Raw genomic sequence first — 15,705 nt, 5'->3', positions numbered from 1 at the left:
GCTGGGGCCCCGGGGTCACAGGCTTCGACCCGGGCGAGCAGCACCTTGACGGGTGGCGGTGGACCATCCAACGGATGCGGCAACCGCTCGCGCAGACGCCGCGCCCCGTACCCGCCGCGCACGCGGCACCCGAAACAGGTGCAGGGGCGCACACCGTGTGCGTCCGGCAGGTACCGCCAGCCCGCCACCTGCGGCGCGGAGCGGAGCCGATGCACTTCCCGCGGCCGGATCGACCGGGGGACGAACACCTCCCACCCACGAGGGTCCTCCAGCGCCGCGATCCGCCGCACTGCCTCTGACGCGGAAACGGTGGCCTGTGCATCCTGCGCCCGGTCGGTATAGCGTCCGACCAGCACGTCCTGGGCGTCGTCGAGTCGCACGTGCACTGCCACAAGACCGCCCCGGCTGCCGAAACGAGCAAGCTCGCGCAGCCATTGGTGGGTGAGTGCGTACGACGGCAGGACCGGGAAACAGTAGACCCCCCGCGCGCTGGCCTGTCCGTGGCCGGCCGCCCGGATCCCGGACCGCCGGATGCGCGGCGCGTTCGCCGCTGAGGTCAAGTGCACGAACATCACCATGACACGGGATACTAGGTGGACCCTTCCACGGCATCGGCTGCGCGTACAGGACGAGGGCGTCCAACGGCATTGCGTGGAAGCAGGGTTGAACACCCTTACGGCCGCACTCCATGTGAAGACCGACGACCTGCTGAAAGCGTTTCCGCATCTCACACCATGGCGGCCGGTCGTGGGGGACACCCTGCGACTCACCGACTCCGAACTGATCACACTGGTGACGGTGCAGGCCGTGCTCGACTTCACCTCCGAGGCCAGGCGGCTCCCCTACGCCTGTTTCCACCTGCGACACGGGCGTGTCCCCATAGGAGCCTTGCCGACTGTTCAGGCGCCATCACAGTTCAGACCGCCCGAGCGGGCCGGTACCGTCCACCCGGCCGGCACGTCACCACGTGGGAAGCGAACCATCATGTCGACCCGACAGCGCAGCACATCCTCGAGCGCGGATCCTCCCGTTCGGCGGGAGGGCGTCCTGGGCGCGGACACGCACGGCGAGGTGCATGTCGCCGCCATGATCTCCCCGCTTGGGTGCTCGTACCGGTGGGCATCGGTCCGGACAGTGCCGTCACCCTGCTGATCACCATGGGGGACAGCCCTGAGCGGCTGAACTCTGAGGTGTTCTTGGCCGCCCTTTGCGGAGTCAGCCCCGTCGCGTGCTCCTCCGGCCGGCGGAGCACGCGTCGGCTCAACCACGGCGGCGACCGGCGGGCCGACGCCGCCCTGCACCGTATCGTGCTCACCCGGCTGCGCCACGACCCGCGTACCCAGGTGTACTACGAACGCCGCACACAGGAGGGCAAGACCCGTCGTGAGATCGTCCGATGCCTCGAGCGGTACGCAGCCCGCGAGGTCTTCAACCTGGTCGGACCGGCTGCCCGCACCCCGCGTTATAGGGGCGTCTGTGATATGCGGGTGATACGGCGAGGCCCGTCGTGGCGGGACCCCTGCCCGGATCCGTGAGACGGCGAAGCCACACCTGAACACTTCGGTATGGCTTCGCCGTGGGATCGAGCGCCTTGGCGCGCACGATGAGGTCGGTGCTTCACGCGGTCCGGCTGCCTGTGGCTTCCCGGGTGCCTGATGTGCGATCCGTACCCGCTCACCGTTCGTACGAGGTACGTGCCCCTCCCGGCGCGACCGGTTCGCGTGAGCGCGTGAGCGTCCGGATCGACTGCCTCGCCTGTGCGGACGGCGGGAGTTCTGGATCAGTAGCCGTAGATCATCTTGTAGGCGACCTCGGGGAGGAACTGGCCGGCCGTGGAGCCGGTTCCGACACCGCAGTTGCCGTCGGACTCGCCCGGGGTCTTGATCCACAGGAGCATCTCGGCGCCTCCGCCCCTCTGGGTGGGCGTGCCGATGCGGCGGCCGGAGGGGTTGCACCACTGGCCGTCGGAGCCGTTGCCGTTGCGGCTGGTGTCCACGACGAACGGCTTGGTGTAGCCGTAGCGGGCGGCCAGTTCGCTGTTGACGGCGTTGCCGTAGGCGGTGTTCTCGGCGGTGGTGACGTAGTTGGAGACGTTGAGCGAGAAGCCGTGGGCCTGTCGGAGGCCGGCCTCGTGGAGGCGCCGGGCCATGGTCGCCGCGTCGGCCCAGCGCGGGTTGCCGGCGTCCATGTAGACCCAGGTGTTGGGGGCTTGGCGGCTGAACTCGGCGAGGGCGCCGGTGAGCATGGCCTCGCGTTCGTCGATCTGGGCCTGGGTCATGCAGCCGTAGTCTCCGAGGGAGTCCGGTTCGAGGATGACGACGGCCGGACGGGCCGCGATGCCTCCGGCGAACTGAGCGATCCAGCCGGCGTAGGCGGACGGCGAGGCGGCTCCGCCGGCTGAGTGCCCGCCGCAGTAGTCACGGTGGTAGATGTTGTAGGCGACGAGGATGGGCAGCTTGTCCCGGTGGTCCGCCGCTCCGACGTAGGCACCTGTTGCGCTGCCGATGGTGCCGCTCCAGGAGCCGAACCAGCGGGCCATCGGGGTGTTGGCGATGGAGGCGTTGATGGCGGCGGCCCGGCCGTCGCCGGGGTTGGCGGCCGCCCACCGCCTCGCGCTCGAGTCGGGGTCCACGTAGAACCCGCTGGTCATGGTGGTGGGGTCGGCCGCGTGGGCGGAGGGCGCGGCGGCGAATGCCAGCGGCAGAGCACAGAGCGCTGCCATCAGGGTGCGGAATCTGCGGCTCAAGGCAGTACCTCGGTTTCGGAAGAGGTGTGCTTTTCGGAGGAGGTGTGCTTTGGGAGCGCTCCCACTGGAAGCGGTCCCAATCGTGGGGGTGGGTGGATGAGCTGTCAATGGTCGGCGTAGCATGTGACTTTCACAGGGGGGCTTAGGCCCTGTGGGACGCTGCACTGGAAGCGATCCCATCTCTTGCGTCCCTGGGCGCTCCCCGCCTGTGAAAGACTCACGGGTCATGGCAGAAGCAGCGCCGCGTCGGCATCCGACGCTCGACGAGGTGGCCGAACGCGCCGGTGTTTCCCGTTCCGTGGCCTCCCGCGCCCTCAACAACGCCCCGCACGTCAGCCGCGCCAAGCGCGAGGCTGTCGAACGGGCCGTGCGGCAACTCGGTTACGTCCCCAATCCGACCGCCCGCGCGCTGGCCACCCGTCAGACGGGAGCGGCCGCCCTGGTCGTCTCGGGTGAGGATCCGTCGATCTTCGCCGATCCGTTCTTCGCCCGGGTGATCGTGGGGGCGTCGGCCGCCCTGGACGAGGCGGACCTGCATCTGATGCTGTGCCTGGCCGCTTCCGACCGGGGCCGCAAGCGGGTCGAGGAGCTCCTGCGGTCCAGGGGCGCGGACGGGGTGATGCTGATGGCGCTGCGCGAGGACGATCCGCTGACCCGGATGGCCGACGAGGCGCAGATGCCCGTCGTGTTCGGCGGGCGCCCGGTCGGCCCGGCTCCCCGGTGGTACGTGGACGTGGACAACGTCGGCGGAGCGCGCGAGGCGACCGAGCATCTGGTCTCACTCGGCCGAAGGCGCGTGGCCGTGATCTGCGGGCGTCTGGACACCGAGGCCGGGCGCGCCCGGTACCGCGGCTACCGGGACGCCATGCTGGGCGCCGGTCTCGATCCGTTCCCGCCGCTGGAGGGGGACTTCACCGAGCCCAGCGGAGCCGCCGCCATGGCCGCGCTGCTGGCGCGACACCCCGACGTGGACGGAGTGTTCGCCGCCAACGACAACATGGCGGTGGGTGCGCTGCGCACCGTGCGGGAGGCCGGCCGGCGGGTACCCGCCGACGTCGCCGTGGTCGGCTTCGACGACTTGACGGTCGCCCGGATCGCCGATCCGCCGCTCACCACCGTCCATCAGCCTGTGGAGGCTCTCGGACGGGAGATGGCGCGCATGCTCGTCGCGCTCGTCAACGGGCAGGAGCCCACCCCGCTGGTCCTCCCCACCCGTCTGGCCGTCCGGGCCAGCGCCTGACTCCTCACTGTCCGGGAGGGGCGCGGGGTGGGCCCGGGTCCTGCCGGGTTGCTCTTGGACGCGGCGCGGGACGTCCGGGGAGCCGGCCAGGGTGGCCGAGGTCCAGCAGCGGAAGCAGCGACTGCCGTCCGATCCGATGGCTTGGGTACTGGTTGCAGCCTGCCCCCCTCGCTGATACCGGTCGCGGTGCCGGGTTCATCGGGGCGGTCGCGGCCGGCACGCTCAGGACGGATGCCCGGCTAGGACCGGGCCGTTCCGGCGGGCTCATGGTCCTCCTGGTCGGGGCGGGGGCCGGGCGGTGCGGCCGGCGGATCGGTTCAGGGTGTGGACACCTCGAACCGCGTGACGCGGACCGCGCCGCCGAGGGCCTGAGTGGCGTGGTTGAAGAGGGCGAACCGGTAGCCCATGAAGAACCGCCAGTCGTTGCCCATGGAGAAGGCGGGTCCGAGACGGGTGAACGTGCTGCCGTCGGTGCTGTAGGAGAAGGTCCCGGGGCGCGGTGCGCCGGGGCGGATGTCCGCGTTCGCGCGCAGCCAGATGCGGCCGCCGGAGACGGGTGCGCTCGCGATCTCGGTGCCGGTGCCGGTGGTGTTCCAGTTGCTGTCCATGGTCAGCCCGGTGACCATCACCACCCGTGTCGCACCGCCGTCGCGCTTGAGGCCGATCCAGGCGGAGGAGTCGCGCAGCAGCGCGAGCCCGGCCCGGTCGCCGTCCCGCATCGCGGAGTGGTCGAGCTGGACCGTGGCGGTGGAGGTGGGGCCCTGGATGCGGTGCGTGAGGGTGTTGCGGGCCCAGTAGAGGTCGTGGGTGACGGTCGCGGTCCGCAGCGTCAGGCCGTTGCCGACCGACCACTTGGTGTTGTCGGGGTTGTGGTTCCACTCCCATCTCGGTTTCAGGGCCGTACCGTCGAAGGTGTCGACGCCGGTCATCGGGGTGACCTGGCGGGGCGGAGTGGGTACGGCCGGACTGGGATACGTGGTGCTCCACGCACCGTTGACGAGCTGTACGACGGGCCAGCCGTCCGTGGTCCAGGTGACCGGTGCCAGGGCGGGCATGCGGCCGCCGGGATAGGCGTCGACGAAGGCCATGTAGTACCAGGCGCCGCTCTGCGTCTGCACCAGTCCGCCCTGGTGGGGGACGCCGCCGCCGGGGATCGGTCCGCGCAGGTCGAGGAGGACCTGCCGCATCGTGTACGGGCCGAAGGGGCCGCTCGAGGACTTGAGGATGTACTGGCCGTTCGCGGGGCGGGTCAGGAAGATGTAGTACTGCCCGTTGATCTTGTAGAACCGGGCGCCCTCCAAGGTGCCGACGCTGGACGGTGTCCTGAACACCTCCTGCGTACGGACCTGGCTGCGACCGTCGGGCGAGAGCTGGGCCACGCTGATGGTGGTGTTGCCGTACGCCACGTAGAGGGTGTCGTCGGTGTCGACGAGCAGGCCGGCGTCGTAGTAGGGGGTGCTGATCGTCGTCAGCCTGTTCCACGGCCCCTCCACCGCGGTGGCGGTGTAGAGGTACGACCGGGCGAAGTCGATCTGGCCGAGCCAGTAGAAGGTCCTGTTGCTGGGCCGGTAGGCCAGTGACGATGCCCAGATTCCTCTCACGTAGCCGCGGGTGCCGTTCAGGTCGTACTTGGCGCCGAAGTCGAGGACGGGTACCGAATGACCGGCGATCTCCCAGTTCACCAGGTCGTACGACCGCAGAACGGGCGCGCCCGGCGAGTAGTGCATCGTCGAGGCCGAGGCGTAGTAGGTGTCACCGACGCGAATGACGTCGATGTCCGCGAAGTCCTGCCAGATCACCGGGTTCGTGTACTGCGCCGCGGCCGCGAGGGCGGGCCCAGGGGGGAGGAGGACGCCGGCGGCCAAGCCGGTGGCGGCCGCGAGCGTGCGGCGACGAGTGAGGGATTGATGAGTCCATGACAGGTCCATGGAGGTGTTCACCTCGGGTTCATCGGTCGGGGCGGCTCTGTCGTATTCGAAATATCGAACATAGTGCGACTTGTCGAGCATTCTGGATGATAGGAGGTTGGCGTATCCCGTCAACCCTTCTCGCACAAGTCGTGTGCCGCTTCGAAATGTTCGAGCTCCTGACGTGGAGTTGGTGCGCCTCTGCCCTGCTCCCTTGCCGATCGCGCGACAAATTCCTTTTTTCGAGGAGGTGTTGACATGGCCGGTCGTCTCTCTAGTATCCGTGGGGCATCTAAAGTTTCCGAACGTCAATCGAAATTTCGAACGCTCCCCTTCCCTCTCCTCTCCTCTCTCTTTCCTGCCGAAGGAGTCCCGGTGCTCAGACGCTCGGGCGGACGACTGTTCCGCCTCCTCACGGCCGCCGCGCTGACGGTGATCACGTCCGTGACGGCCTCAGCGCAGTCCACCGCCACGGCCGCGCCGGGCAGTCCGGCGCTCACCCCACCGCTGGGGTGGAACAGCTGGAACAGCCTCGGGTGCGGAATCACCGAGACCCAGGTCCGCCAGGCCGCCGATGCGATGGTGTCCTCGGGCATGCGGGACGCCGGCTACCGGTACGTGGTGGTCGACGACTGCTGGTTCGACCCGCAGCGTGACGCACAGGGCAACCTGCGGGCCAACCCGGCGAAGTTCCCGAGCGGGATGAAGGCCCTCGGGGACTACATCCACGGCAAGGGCCTGAAGTTCGGCATCTACCAGGTGCCGGGCGAGCGCACCTGCGCGCAGACCGTGGGCACTTACCCGGGCTCCACGGGCAGCAGGGGCCACGAGACCCAGGACGCCGCCACGTTCGCCACGTGGGGGGTCGACTACCTCAAGTACGACTGGTGTTCCTCGAGCGGCACGCGTGACGAGCAGGTCGCGCGGTTCAAGCTGATGCGTGATGCCCTGCGCGCCACCGGCCGGCCGATCGTCTACAGCATCAACCCCAACAGCTTCCACGCCATCACGGGGTCCACGTACGACTGGGGCGAGGTCGCCGACCTGTGGCGGACGACCGAGGACCTGCTCGACATCTGGCAGAACGGCAACACCAACAGCTACCCGATGGGCGTCGGCAACGTCCTGGACGTCAATGCGCCGCTGGCCGCGCAGTCCGGCCCGGGGCACTGGAACGACCCCGACATGCTGGTCGTCGGCCGCCCCGGCCTGTCGCTGACCGAGTCCCGCTCCCACTTCGCCCTGTGGGCGCTGATGGGTGCCCCGTTGATGGCCGGCAACGACATCCGCACGATGTCCGCCGACGTCAGCGCGATCCTGCGCAACCCGCGCCTGCTGGCGGTGAACCAGGACTCCCAGGGCGCGGGCGGACGCAGGGTGCGCGACGACGGCAACACCGAGGTGTTCGCCAAGCCCCTGGCGGACGGTTCGGTCGCGGTGGGGCTGTTCAACCGGGGCGAGAGCGCGGCGACGGTCACCACGACGGCCGCCCAGATCGGCCTGAGCGGAGGACCGTTCACCCTCACCGATCTGTGGACCGGCGGCACGTCGAGCACGTCCGGGCAGATCTCGGCGAGCGTGCCCGCGCACGGCGTCGCCGCGTACCGGGTGAGTGGCGGCAGCCCGCTGGCCGCCACCACCTCACGCCTGCGGGGCAACGCCTCCGGCCGCTGCGTGGACGTGGACAACGCCTCCACGGCCGCCGGCGCCGCGACTCTGCTGTGGGACTGCCACACGGCCGCCAACCAGCTGTGGACCACATGGGCGGGCGGCGAGATCCGCGTCTACGGCGACAAGTGCCTGGACGCCTACAACCAGGGCACCACCAACGGCACCCGTGTCATCACCTGGCCCTGCAACGGCCAGAACAACCAGAAGTGGACCGTCGGCTCCGACGGCTCGATCCGCAACGTCGGCTCCGGACTGTGCCTCGACGCCGGCGGGGCCGGCACCGCCAACGGGACCCCGCTGCTGCTGTGGACCTGCAACGGCCAGGCCAACCAGAAATGGTCCCGCGCGTGAGCGACACGGCACTGGGTCACGGTCGGAGCGACGACACCCCGGCCACGGCCTCCCGCACGGCTGCCGCATCCGCCGGCGTGCATAATGCCAGATTGCTGATCGTTTCAGAATGATCTACGGAGCCGGCGGAGGCAGATGATGCTGCAGGCGAGCTCGAGTAGGCCTTGGTGGAGGTCGGCCCGGCGCTCGTGGCGGATCCGCAGGCGCTTGAATCGGTGGAGCCGGGCGAAGCTCCGCTCTGCCACCCGGCGGGTGCGGCCGAGACCAGAGCCGTGGACGACGCCTCGGCGGGCGACGAGGGGTTTGGTCCCGCGCTGCCTCAGCAGGCGGCGGTACTTGACGCAGTCGTAGCCCCGGTCAGCGAAGAGTCCCTTGGGCCGGTTGCGAGGGCGTCCACGTCGGCCCCGGATCCGGGGTATCGCGTCCAGGAGCGGGATCAGCTGTGCGACGTCATGCCGGTTTGCGCCGGTCAGGCATACAGCGAGCGGGGTGCCGAGACGATCGACGATCACATGCTGCTCGGAGCCGGGGCGGCCGCGATCCACCGGCGACGGTCCGACATGAGCCCCCCTTCCAAGGCCCTGATGCGGGAGCCGCCGATCGCAGCATCGTTCATGTCCAGCGAGTCCGCTGCCCGCAATCCGGTGAGGAGTGCCTCGTGCAACCGAGGCCGGACACCGGCCTCGGTCCAGTCGCGCAGTCGGCGCCGGGCGGTCACTCCCGAGCGGCCCACGACCTCACTGGGCACATCTCGCCAGGCCACTCCCTCGCGCAGGACGTGGATGATGCCGGCCAGGGCGACCCGGTCCGGCACCGGCAGCCGTCCGGGGTGACGCGGGCGAGGCAGGACGGGCGGCCGACGCGAGGTCGAGCCGCTCGCCCATGTCCATCCGGCCGGACCGGCCCCGGGCGGAGAAGCTGAGCGATGAGGACCGGTGCGGCCCGAGCACGCTGTTCCCACGTCGTCCCGTACGCCTCAGCACACTCCTTCGCACGCCCGCCTTCTGACTGTCCCGTCCCACCCGGCGCCGTCGGGCGGGACGTCCGTCGGCAGTTCCGCACTCCCTGCACCGGCCGGCCGTACGGTCGAGTCGCGGGACCGGCGGTACCCGGCTATCGGGCGCCCGCTGCGGGGGCGTCGAGGAGGTCGGTCACGAGCCGGCGGGCGTACGCGGCATCGAGGCCGGCCGGGCGGAAGAGGATGCGGTACATCATGGGGGCGACGACGCGGTCCATGGCTGTTTCGAGGTCGGGAGTGTTCTCCTCGCGGCGGACCGCACGGGCGAGGATGGTGTTGATCTGTTCGGCCGCGTAGGCCGAGCACTGGCCCGCGTTGCTGCCGTCCGGGTCGCCGAGCAGGGCGTCCCGGGCGTAGGCGCGGCCCGAGCCGGACGCCATCTCGTCGAGGAACTGTTCGGCCCAGGCCGTGAGGTCGGACCGCAGGTCGCCGTGGTCCTCCGGCTCGCCGTCGGGGCGCAGGCGTTCCACCGCGACGTCCGACAACAGCTCGGCCAGGCCCCCCCAGCGGCGGTAGATCGTCGACGGGGTGACGTCGGCGCGCTGGGCGACCAGCGGGACGGTCAGCGCGTCGCGCCCCACCTCCGCCAGGAGTTCACGTACGGCGGAGTGCACCGCGGCCTGGACCCGGGCGCTGCGCCCGCCGGGGCGTGTCATCTGCTTGCGGCTCATGGCGCCAGTTTAAAGCGCAGGCTTTGCGTTTAGGAGGCGCCCAGGCGGCACGGTGATCACCTGCTGATGGGGGTCGACGCCGCCCTTGCCGCCGAGGTGGGCCGCGGGGTCGTTGCCGCCGCCGTCCGCCCTCGTCCGTGATCGCCGCCCGTCGGTGTGGTGCGCAGGGGCTCGATCGGCACCGGCCCCGGCCGGCAGCGTCGCCCGGGCCGCTCAGGTGGTGGTGGGGTCGGAAAACTCCCTGTCCGTCGCGATGGTGGGTGGGACGGGCCGGACGGCTCCGGCCCGGCCCACCGGCCCACCCGTCGTCCTCAGGCGACCGGCGCGAGCGCCCGGGCGGGCTGGGTCCGCTCGTAGGCGTGGCCCACCCGCAGCAGCGTCCGTTCGCCGAGCGGCCGGCCGATCAGCTGCATGCCGATGGGCAGGCCCGCCGCGTCGTGGCCGACCGGGACGGACAGGGCGGGCACCCCGGTGATGTTGGCCGGGGAGGAGAGGCGGACGTAGGCGTCGGAGACGGCCTCGACCCTGCCGTCGGGCCAGGTGACGGTCTCCTGTGCGGCCGGGACCGCCGTCATCGGTACGGTCGGGGCGGCGATCACGTCGACCTCCTCCAGGAGGCGGGCCCACGCCTCGCGCATCAGCGTCCGGGCGCGCTGGGCGCGCAGGTAGTCGCCCGCGCTCATCAGTTCGCCGGCCTCCAGGAGGACCCGCACGTCCGCCTGGTAGAGCTCGGGGACGGTGCGCAGGGTGCGCTCGTGGTAGGCGGTGGCCTCCGGCACCATCAGACCCCACTGGGTGGCCTGGATGTAGCGGGTCATCGGGATGTCGACCTCGACGAGCCGGGTGCCCAGCGCCTCCAGCTGTGCGATGGCGCGGTGGACGGCGGCCGCGACCTCCGGGTCGACGTGGTCGAAGTAGTAGTTGCTCGGGACGCCGACGCGCACGCCCGTCAGGTCAGGCTCGCGTTCCGGCCGGTGGTCGACGGTGGGGGTGTCCAGCGAGGCGGGGTCGCGCGGGTCGTGCCCGGTGAGGGCGGCCAGGACCAGGGCCGCGTCCTCGACGGTGCGGGTGATCGGCCCGACGTGGTCGAGCGACCAGGACAGCGAGGTGACGCCGTGGCGGGGCACCAGCCCGTAGGTGGGCTTGAGGCCGACCGCGCCGTTCAGTGCGGCGGGAACCCGGATCGACCCGCCGGTGTCGGTGCCGAGGGCGAAGGTCGCCGCCCCGGCGGCCACCGCGACGGCGGACCCGCCGCTGGAGCCTCCGGCGATCCGGCCGCTGTCCCAGGCGTTGCCGGTCTGCGGGGTGGTCAGACCGTAGGCGAACTCGTGGGTGTGCGTCTTGCCGACCAGGACCGCGCCGGCCGCCCGCAGTCGGGCGGCGACCGTGCTGTCGGTGGTCGCGCGGTGGTCGGCGCGGACGCGGGAGCTGGCGGTGGTGGGTATTCCGGCGACGTCGATCAGGTCCTTGAGGCCGGCCGGGACACCGTGCAGCGGCCCGCGGAACACACCCCGGGCCGCTTCCCGCTCGGCCTCGCGCGCCGCGCTGCGGGCCTGCTCTGCTGAGACCGTGACGTAGGCCCTGACCTGGGGTTCCACCAGGCCGATGCGGTCGAGGACGGAGTCGACGAGCTCGACGGGGGACAGCCGCCGTTCCCGGATCTCGGTCGCGGCGGCGGCGAGGGTCAGCTCATGCGGCTTCATCGCGCTTCTCCTCTCCCGCCCGGTAGGCGGCGGCAGGCGGGGTGTCCCCGAAGTCCAGCTCGCGCAGGACAGCGACGACGGAGTGGATGTGGTCGGCGGTGGCCGCGACCGCGGAGTGGCGGTCGTCGGGCAGTGGAAGTCCGGCCCGGGCGGCCCAGCGGGCGGCCTCGGACGGCGTGAGTTCGGCGGAAGGCACGGATCCCTCATCTGGTCGGGACCGGGGCGGCGGAGCACCCCGCGTCAAAAGCAATGGATTTGCTTTAGTGCGACGGTAGGTCCTATCGTCGCACTAAAGCAAATCCATTGCTTTTATGGGAAGGAGTCCCATGTCCGGCGTCCTGTCCGGCACACCCGCGCGCTGCCCACTCCAGGCCGGCCGTCCCCGTGGGAAGAACCGTGCGGCGTCCTTCGTCCTTGACGCGTCGATCCTGGCAGCCCTCCTGGCCGCGTCCAGCGCCCCCACACCGCTGTACCCCCTCTATCAGGAGCGGTGGGGTCTTTCCGCACTTGCCGTCACCGTGGTCTTCAGCGCGTACGCGCTGGCTCTGCTGTCGGCCCTGCTCACCACCGGAGCGCTCTCCGACCACCTGGGACGACGCCCCGTCCTGGCAGGCGCCCTGGTCGCGGAGGCCGCCTCCATGGTCCTCCTGGCCTCGGCGGACGGCGCGGGCTCCCTGACGGCGGCCCGCCTGTTGCAGGGAGTGGCCACCGGAGCGGCCACCAGTGCTGCGGGCGCGGCCCTCCTCGACCTGGAAGACCCCCGGCGCCCGGGCCGCTCCGCCCTGACCAACACCCTCGCCCCGGTCGCCGGCATGGCCGCGGGCGTCCTCGGCTCCACCCTCCTCGTTCGCCTCGCCCCGGCCCCCACCGTCACCGTCTACGCGCTGCTGGCCATGCTGTTCGCGGCTCAGGCGATCGCGGTCGCCCTCACCGCGGAGACGGCCCGTCGCCGCCCGGGCGCACTGCGGTCGCTGCGCCCGCACCTCGGCCTCCCGCCTGTGGCGCGCCGCACCCTGCTGACCACCGGCACCGCGGTCGTCGCCGTCTGGGCGCTCGGAGGCTTCTACTCCTCCCTCGGCCCGGCCCTGGTCCGCCTGGTGGCCCCCGACGCCCCGCAGGCGGCCCGAGGCATGGTCTTCTTCACCCTCAGCGCCACCGCCGCACTCACCGTGTGGGCACTGCGCCACACCGGGCCCCTCGCCACCGCGACCGGCGGATGCCTGGCCGTCCTGCCCGCCGCGGCCCTGACCCTGAGCGGCCTGCACGGCGCCGGACTGCCCGCCGTCCACGGTGGCGCGGCCCTGGCCGGGGCGGCCTTCGGCGCCGTCTCCCAAGGAGTGCTGCGCCTGCTCCTCGCCCCGCACGACGAGCGGGACCGCGCGTCGACCCTGGCCGCCTACTACGTTCTCAGCTACCTCTCCATGAGCCTGCCCGCCATCGCCGCGGGCGCCGCCACCCAGCGCTACGGGCTCGGGAGCACCTCCCACGCCTACGCCGTCATCGCCGCCCTCCTCGCCGTCGCCGCCCTGACGGCGCTCGCCGGGTCACGGCGCAGGGCAGCCGCGGCCCACCCCACAACCGACCATCTCCGCTGAAGAGCAAAGGAACGGCAGTCATGCAGACTCCCCCCGCCAACGCCGCCACCATTCCCTCCTGGACCGTGGGCGAGGTGACCGTCCACCGCATCGACGAGATCCCGCTGCCGCCCCCGACCGGGTCGTGGCTGCTGCCCGACGCCACCCCCGAGGTGGTGGCCGGCCAGGACTGGCTGCACCCCCACTTCGCCGACGCCGACAACGTGCTGCGCCTGGACAGCCACAGCTTCGCCCTCGTCGTGGACGGGCTGCGCGTGCTCGTCGACACCGGCATCGGCAACGGGAAGCAGCGGGCCAACCCGGCCTGGCACGACCTGCGCACCGACTACCCGGAGCGCCTCGCTGCGGCCGGATTCCCGCCGGAGGCCGTCGACCTGGTGGTCCTCACCCACCTGCACGCCGACCACGTCGGCTGGAACACCCGGCAGGTGGACGGCGAGTGGATCCCCGCCTTCCCCGCCGCCCGCTACCTCACCGCCCGCGCCGAACGAGAGTTCTGGGCCGGGTACGCCATGGACGAGGCGCGCCGCCAGATGTTCCGCGACTCGGTGATCCCGGTCGAGCGAGCCGGCCTGCTCGACCTGGTCGACGTCCCGGCCGACGGCGTGCAGATCGTCCCGGGCCTGCGCCTGCTCCCGACTCCCGGTCACACCCCCGGCCATGTCGCCGTCGAACTGACCAGCCGGGGTGAGACGGCGCTGATCACCGGCGACTGCCTCCACCACCCGGTCCAGCTCGCCCACCCCGGCATCGGCGCCTGCGTCGACATCGACCCCCAGCAAGCCGAGGCCACCCGCCGCACGCTGCTCGCCTCCCTCGTCGGCACCGACACCCTCCTGCTCGGAACCCACTTCGCCCCGCCCACCGCCGGCCGGGTCGTCGCCCACGGGGACGCCTACCGACTGCTGCCCGTCCCCGCGGCCTGACCGGGCCTCGGTTCCTGGAGGAAGCGGCGGACGACGAACCGCGACTCCCGGCGTCGCCGGAGCGGTACGCCGGCGGCCCGTCGCACACCGACCGCCGCGGTCATCGGACGGGCGAGGTCCTCCTGCGTGGCCGCCTCGTCGCGCAGCCGGTCGAGGACGGTGGCCGTGACCGGGGGCAAGCCCAGGTGCAGGGCCCCGTCGACGGTGACGGCGCCGTGCTCGGCCTCGGTACTGGTGGGCTCGCGCATTCGGCATGCCGCCGCCCACGCCAAGGCGGCCACCGTGTAAGGCTGCCTGCGCAGACGGGACGCCGATGCGGTGGCGATCGAGCACCGCCGTTCTCCCTGCGAGGGTCACGACAGGGATCGCTCGCCGCCTGCGGAGCCAGGAAAGAACGCTCGTCTCGCCCCTTGACCACCCGGACCGGGTGTCCCGAGAGCACGACGGCAGCCGTCCGCACCGCGCGTGCGCCCCGAACCGGAACAGGCAACCGCAGCTCAAGGTCGTGCACGAAGGCGGAACCCCTGACGTCTTGCCTGACAGGCAAAAATTTTGCTCAGCAGGCAAATGCTGGCCTTAATGGATGCATGAGCCCTTATGAGCCAGACAGGGCCGACCACCTGCCAACGGTCGCACCACAGCTTCGCGCCCTGCGACTGGGTGCTTCCCTCACCTTGGAAGCCACAGCCCGGGCCGCCGGACTGTCACCCGCCCACCTGTCCCGGATGGAGACCGGGCAACGGCAGCCCTCCCTGCCCGCACTGCTCGCGCTGGCCCGTGTCCACGACACGACCGTCTCCGACCTGCTGCTCGAAAGAGCCGCCCACCGGGACGCGGTCATGCGGGCAACCGACGTGGAACCGACCCATTCGGGCGGCTGGACCTACCAGCAGGCCAGTGCACCACACCGGAGCCTGCAAGCTCTGCGGGTCCGCATCCCCTACGGAACCCAAAGCGATGTTGTGCGCTCACACCCCGGCGAAGAATGGCTGTACGTCCTCGACGGACGGCTGCGACTTCACCTCGGAGACGCCATACATCCCCTGGCGGCAGGTGACAGCGCCCACTTCGACTCACTGACCGCCCACCGCCTCGCTGCGGGCGACCGTGACGGAGTCGAACTGCTCTTCGTCCACACCCTGCTGCAAAGCCCCACCACATTGTGCTTCGACTCGGTGGCGGAGCACATCACCTAAGGAGACCTGTCATGGCAGACTTCGAAGAGAAGTTCCCGCGTGCCATCTGGGTACGTCTGGTCGTCTACCTCGTCGTCGGCCACCTCTTCGCGGCCTTCATCTGGCTGCTGTTCGAGATGGGCGCGAAGTAGGGGCAGGCGCCGTCAGGACTGAGCCTTTTCCATCCTGCGGTTGAGCTGGCTTGAAGCAGGGCGAGGACGGCCTGGATGGCGGTGATGCGGGTCGTCGAGCAGGACGTACGCCTTCGTCGAAGCAGCCTGGGGGGCCTCCTCGAGGGGCGGGTGCGAGTGCGGCCAGCAGGTCGACGGTCTCGCTGATGTAGCGGTAGACCGTGCTTGTCCCGATCCCGAAGTCCGTCGCGAGCTGGGCATATGTGGCCTCGTTCCGCAGATGCGCCACCACCAGCGGGGCATGCCGGACGACCGGGAGCCGGCGCCGACGACTTCCGATCCGACGACGGTGTTCTCGCGGACGAGCGGTATGCAAGGACAGGGATCGACTGGACACGTTCAGCCCACACGGGTGGACAAGCACGTGGAGCCTCTGGCGGGTACCGGATGATCTTGGTCGTGAACCCGTCTACCAGGGGCTTCACCCATCTGTGGATCCAGCTGAACACCTCACGCCTGAGGTTGGTGAAGGCTCAGTGGCTGCCGGCGCATCCCCGCTGCCACCTGCACT

The 15,705-nt window shown here is 71.0% G+C and carries 14 protein-coding genes and 3 pseudogenes; 8 read left to right on the top strand and 9 right to left on the bottom strand.

From position 1 onward, the window contains the following. Positions 1 to 578 (bottom strand): HEAT repeat domain-containing protein (locus ACZ4V6_RS35425; protein WP_467835225.1); only part of this gene is annotated, 578 nt, incomplete at its 3' end. A gap of 73 nt (positions 579 to 651) precedes the next feature. Between ACZ4V6_RS35425 and ACZ4V6_RS35420 the strand changes: the two are divergent. Both ACZ4V6_RS35420 and ACZ4V6_RS35415 read left to right on the top strand, forming a co-directional pair. Further along, positions 652 to 867 (top strand): annotated as a pseudogene (locus tag ACZ4V6_RS35420) (IS982 family transposase); the annotation flags it as partial. Between the two features lie 248 nt (positions 868 to 1,115). After that, positions 1,116 to 1,535: pseudogene (locus ACZ4V6_RS35415) on the top strand (transposase); the annotation flags it as partial. A 245-nt stretch (positions 1,536 to 1,780) separates the two neighbouring features. On the opposite strand, the gene ACZ4V6_RS35410 reads toward ACZ4V6_RS35415, so the two are convergent. Beyond that, positions 1,781 to 2,746, bottom strand: coding sequence for a glycoside hydrolase family 6 protein (locus ACZ4V6_RS35410; RefSeq protein WP_467835223.1), 966 nt, complete (start codon positions 2,744 to 2,746; stop codon positions 1,781 to 1,783). Positions 2,747 to 2,972: 226 nt separating this feature from the next. On the opposite strand from ACZ4V6_RS35410, the gene ACZ4V6_RS35405 reads away from it, so the two are divergent. Beyond that, positions 2,973 to 3,986: a LacI family DNA-binding transcriptional regulator gene (locus ACZ4V6_RS35405; protein ID WP_467835220.1), complete on the top strand. Its 1,014-nt coding sequence runs from the start codon at positions 2,973 to 2,975 to the stop codon at positions 3,984 to 3,986. A gap of 317 nt (positions 3,987 to 4,303) precedes the next feature. Here ACZ4V6_RS35405 and ACZ4V6_RS35400 read toward each other — a convergent pair whose 3' ends face one another. Beyond that, positions 4,304 to 5,914: a glycoside hydrolase family 43 protein gene (locus ACZ4V6_RS35400; RefSeq protein ID WP_467835217.1), complete on the bottom strand. Its 1,611-nt coding sequence runs from the start codon at positions 5,912 to 5,914 to the stop codon at positions 4,304 to 4,306. A 354-nt stretch (positions 5,915 to 6,268) separates the two neighbouring features. Here ACZ4V6_RS35400 and ACZ4V6_RS35395 point away from each other — a divergent pair, with 354 nt between their 5' ends. Beyond that, positions 6,269 to 7,915, top strand: a complete 1,647-nt coding sequence (locus ACZ4V6_RS35395; RefSeq protein WP_467835215.1) for a glycoside hydrolase family 27 protein — start codon at positions 6,269 to 6,271, stop codon at positions 7,913 to 7,915. Between the two features lie 104 nt (positions 7,916 to 8,019). Here ACZ4V6_RS35395 and ACZ4V6_RS35390 read toward each other — a convergent pair. The 4 genes from ACZ4V6_RS35390 to ACZ4V6_RS35375 all read right to left on the bottom strand — a co-directional run bounded on the left by ACZ4V6_RS35390 (position 8,020) and on the right by ACZ4V6_RS35375 (position 11,503). Further along, a protein-coding gene (locus ACZ4V6_RS35390; protein WP_467835226.1) for an IS5 family transposase occupies positions 8,020 to 8,762 on the bottom strand; the annotation gives its coding sequence in 2 pieces (ribosomal slippage) (positions 8,020 to 8,492 and positions 8,492 to 8,762; 744 coding nt in all). 266 nt (positions 8,763 to 9,028) lie between these two features. Beyond that, on the bottom strand, positions 9,029 to 9,604 hold the full coding sequence (locus tag ACZ4V6_RS35385; protein ID WP_467835213.1) for a TetR/AcrR family transcriptional regulator: 576 nt from the start codon (positions 9,602 to 9,604) through the stop codon (positions 9,029 to 9,031). A gap of 311 nt (positions 9,605 to 9,915) precedes the next feature. Further along, on the bottom strand, positions 9,916 to 11,307 hold the full coding sequence (locus ACZ4V6_RS35380; protein WP_467835211.1) for an amidase: 1,392 nt from the start codon (positions 11,305 to 11,307) through the stop codon (positions 9,916 to 9,918). Then, positions 11,294 to 11,503, bottom strand: coding sequence for a hypothetical protein (locus ACZ4V6_RS35375; protein ID WP_467835209.1), 210 nt, complete (start codon positions 11,501 to 11,503; stop codon positions 11,294 to 11,296). Before ACZ4V6_RS35375 ends, ACZ4V6_RS35380 begins: the two co-directional genes overlap by 14 nt. 130 nt (positions 11,504 to 11,633) lie before the next feature. Between ACZ4V6_RS35375 and ACZ4V6_RS35370 the strand changes: the two genes are divergently transcribed. Together ACZ4V6_RS35370 and ACZ4V6_RS35365 are read left to right on the top strand one after the other, a co-directional pair. Beyond that, entirely contained in the window at positions 11,634 to 12,902 is a 1,269-nt protein-coding gene (locus tag ACZ4V6_RS35370; protein ID WP_467835208.1) for an MFS transporter, read from the top strand. Positions 12,903 to 12,922: 20 nt separating this feature from the next. Next, a complete protein-coding gene (locus tag ACZ4V6_RS35365) occupies positions 12,923 to 13,828 on the top strand; it encodes an MBL fold metallo-hydrolase (RefSeq protein ID WP_467835205.1) in 906 nt (301 codons plus the stop codon). Here ACZ4V6_RS35365 and ACZ4V6_RS35360 read toward each other — a convergent pair. After that, positions 13,798 to 14,076, bottom strand: a complete 279-nt coding sequence (locus tag ACZ4V6_RS35360; RefSeq protein ID WP_467835204.1) for a hypothetical protein — start codon at positions 14,074 to 14,076, stop codon at positions 13,798 to 13,800. The genes ACZ4V6_RS35365 and ACZ4V6_RS35360 overlap by 31 nt on opposite strands. Before the next feature lie 339 nt (positions 14,077 to 14,415). Here ACZ4V6_RS35360 and ACZ4V6_RS35355 point away from each other — a divergent pair, with 339 nt between their 5' ends. Next, positions 14,416 to 15,024: a helix-turn-helix domain-containing protein gene (locus ACZ4V6_RS35355; protein WP_467835203.1), complete on the top strand. Its 609-nt coding sequence runs from the start codon at positions 14,416 to 14,418 to the stop codon at positions 15,022 to 15,024. 11 nt (positions 15,025 to 15,035) lie between these two features. After that, complete coding sequence (locus tag ACZ4V6_RS35350) at positions 15,036 to 15,155, top strand: DUF6126 family protein (protein ID WP_467835200.1); 120 nt, start codon at positions 15,036 to 15,038, stop codon at positions 15,153 to 15,155. 93 nt (positions 15,156 to 15,248) lie between these two features. Here ACZ4V6_RS35350 and ACZ4V6_RS35345 read toward each other — a convergent pair. Continuing rightward, positions 15,249 to 15,558, bottom strand: a pseudogene (locus tag ACZ4V6_RS35345) (transposase family protein); the annotation flags it as partial. Positions 15,559 to 15,705: the final 147 nt, after the last annotated feature.

Source organism: Streptomyces sp. NPDC029152 (genome assembly GCF_055564355.1).
This window is presented reverse-complemented; position numbering and strand designations above follow the sequence as displayed.

Coding starts and splice junctions, on each gene's coding strand:
- ACZ4V6_RS35380 (WP_467835211.1), bottom strand. CDS start 11,307: ATGAAGCCGCATGAGCTGACCCTCGCCGCCGCCGCGACCGAGATCCGG.
- ACZ4V6_RS35385 (WP_467835213.1), bottom strand. CDS start 9,604: ATGAGCCGCAAGCAGATGACACGCCCCGGCGGGCGCAGCGCCCGGGTC.
- ACZ4V6_RS35365 (WP_467835205.1), top strand. CDS start 12,923: ATGCAGACTCCCCCCGCCAACGCCGCCACCATTCCCTCCTGGACCGTG.
- ACZ4V6_RS35405 (WP_467835220.1), top strand. CDS start 2,973: ATGGCAGAAGCAGCGCCGCGTCGGCATCCGACGCTCGACGAGGTGGCC.
- ACZ4V6_RS35350 (WP_467835200.1), top strand. CDS start 15,036: ATGGCAGACTTCGAAGAGAAGTTCCCGCGTGCCATCTGGGTACGTCTG.
- ACZ4V6_RS35360 (WP_467835204.1), bottom strand. CDS start 14,076: ATGCGCGAGCCCACCAGTACCGAGGCCGAGCACGGCGCCGTCACCGTC.
- ACZ4V6_RS35400 (WP_467835217.1), bottom strand. CDS start 5,914: ATGGACCTGTCATGGACTCATCAATCCCTCACTCGTCGCCGCACGCTC.
- ACZ4V6_RS35370 (WP_467835208.1), top strand. CDS start 11,634: ATGTCCGGCGTCCTGTCCGGCACACCCGCGCGCTGCCCACTCCAGGCC.
- ACZ4V6_RS35355 (WP_467835203.1), top strand. CDS start 14,416: ATGAGCCCTTATGAGCCAGACAGGGCCGACCACCTGCCAACGGTCGCA.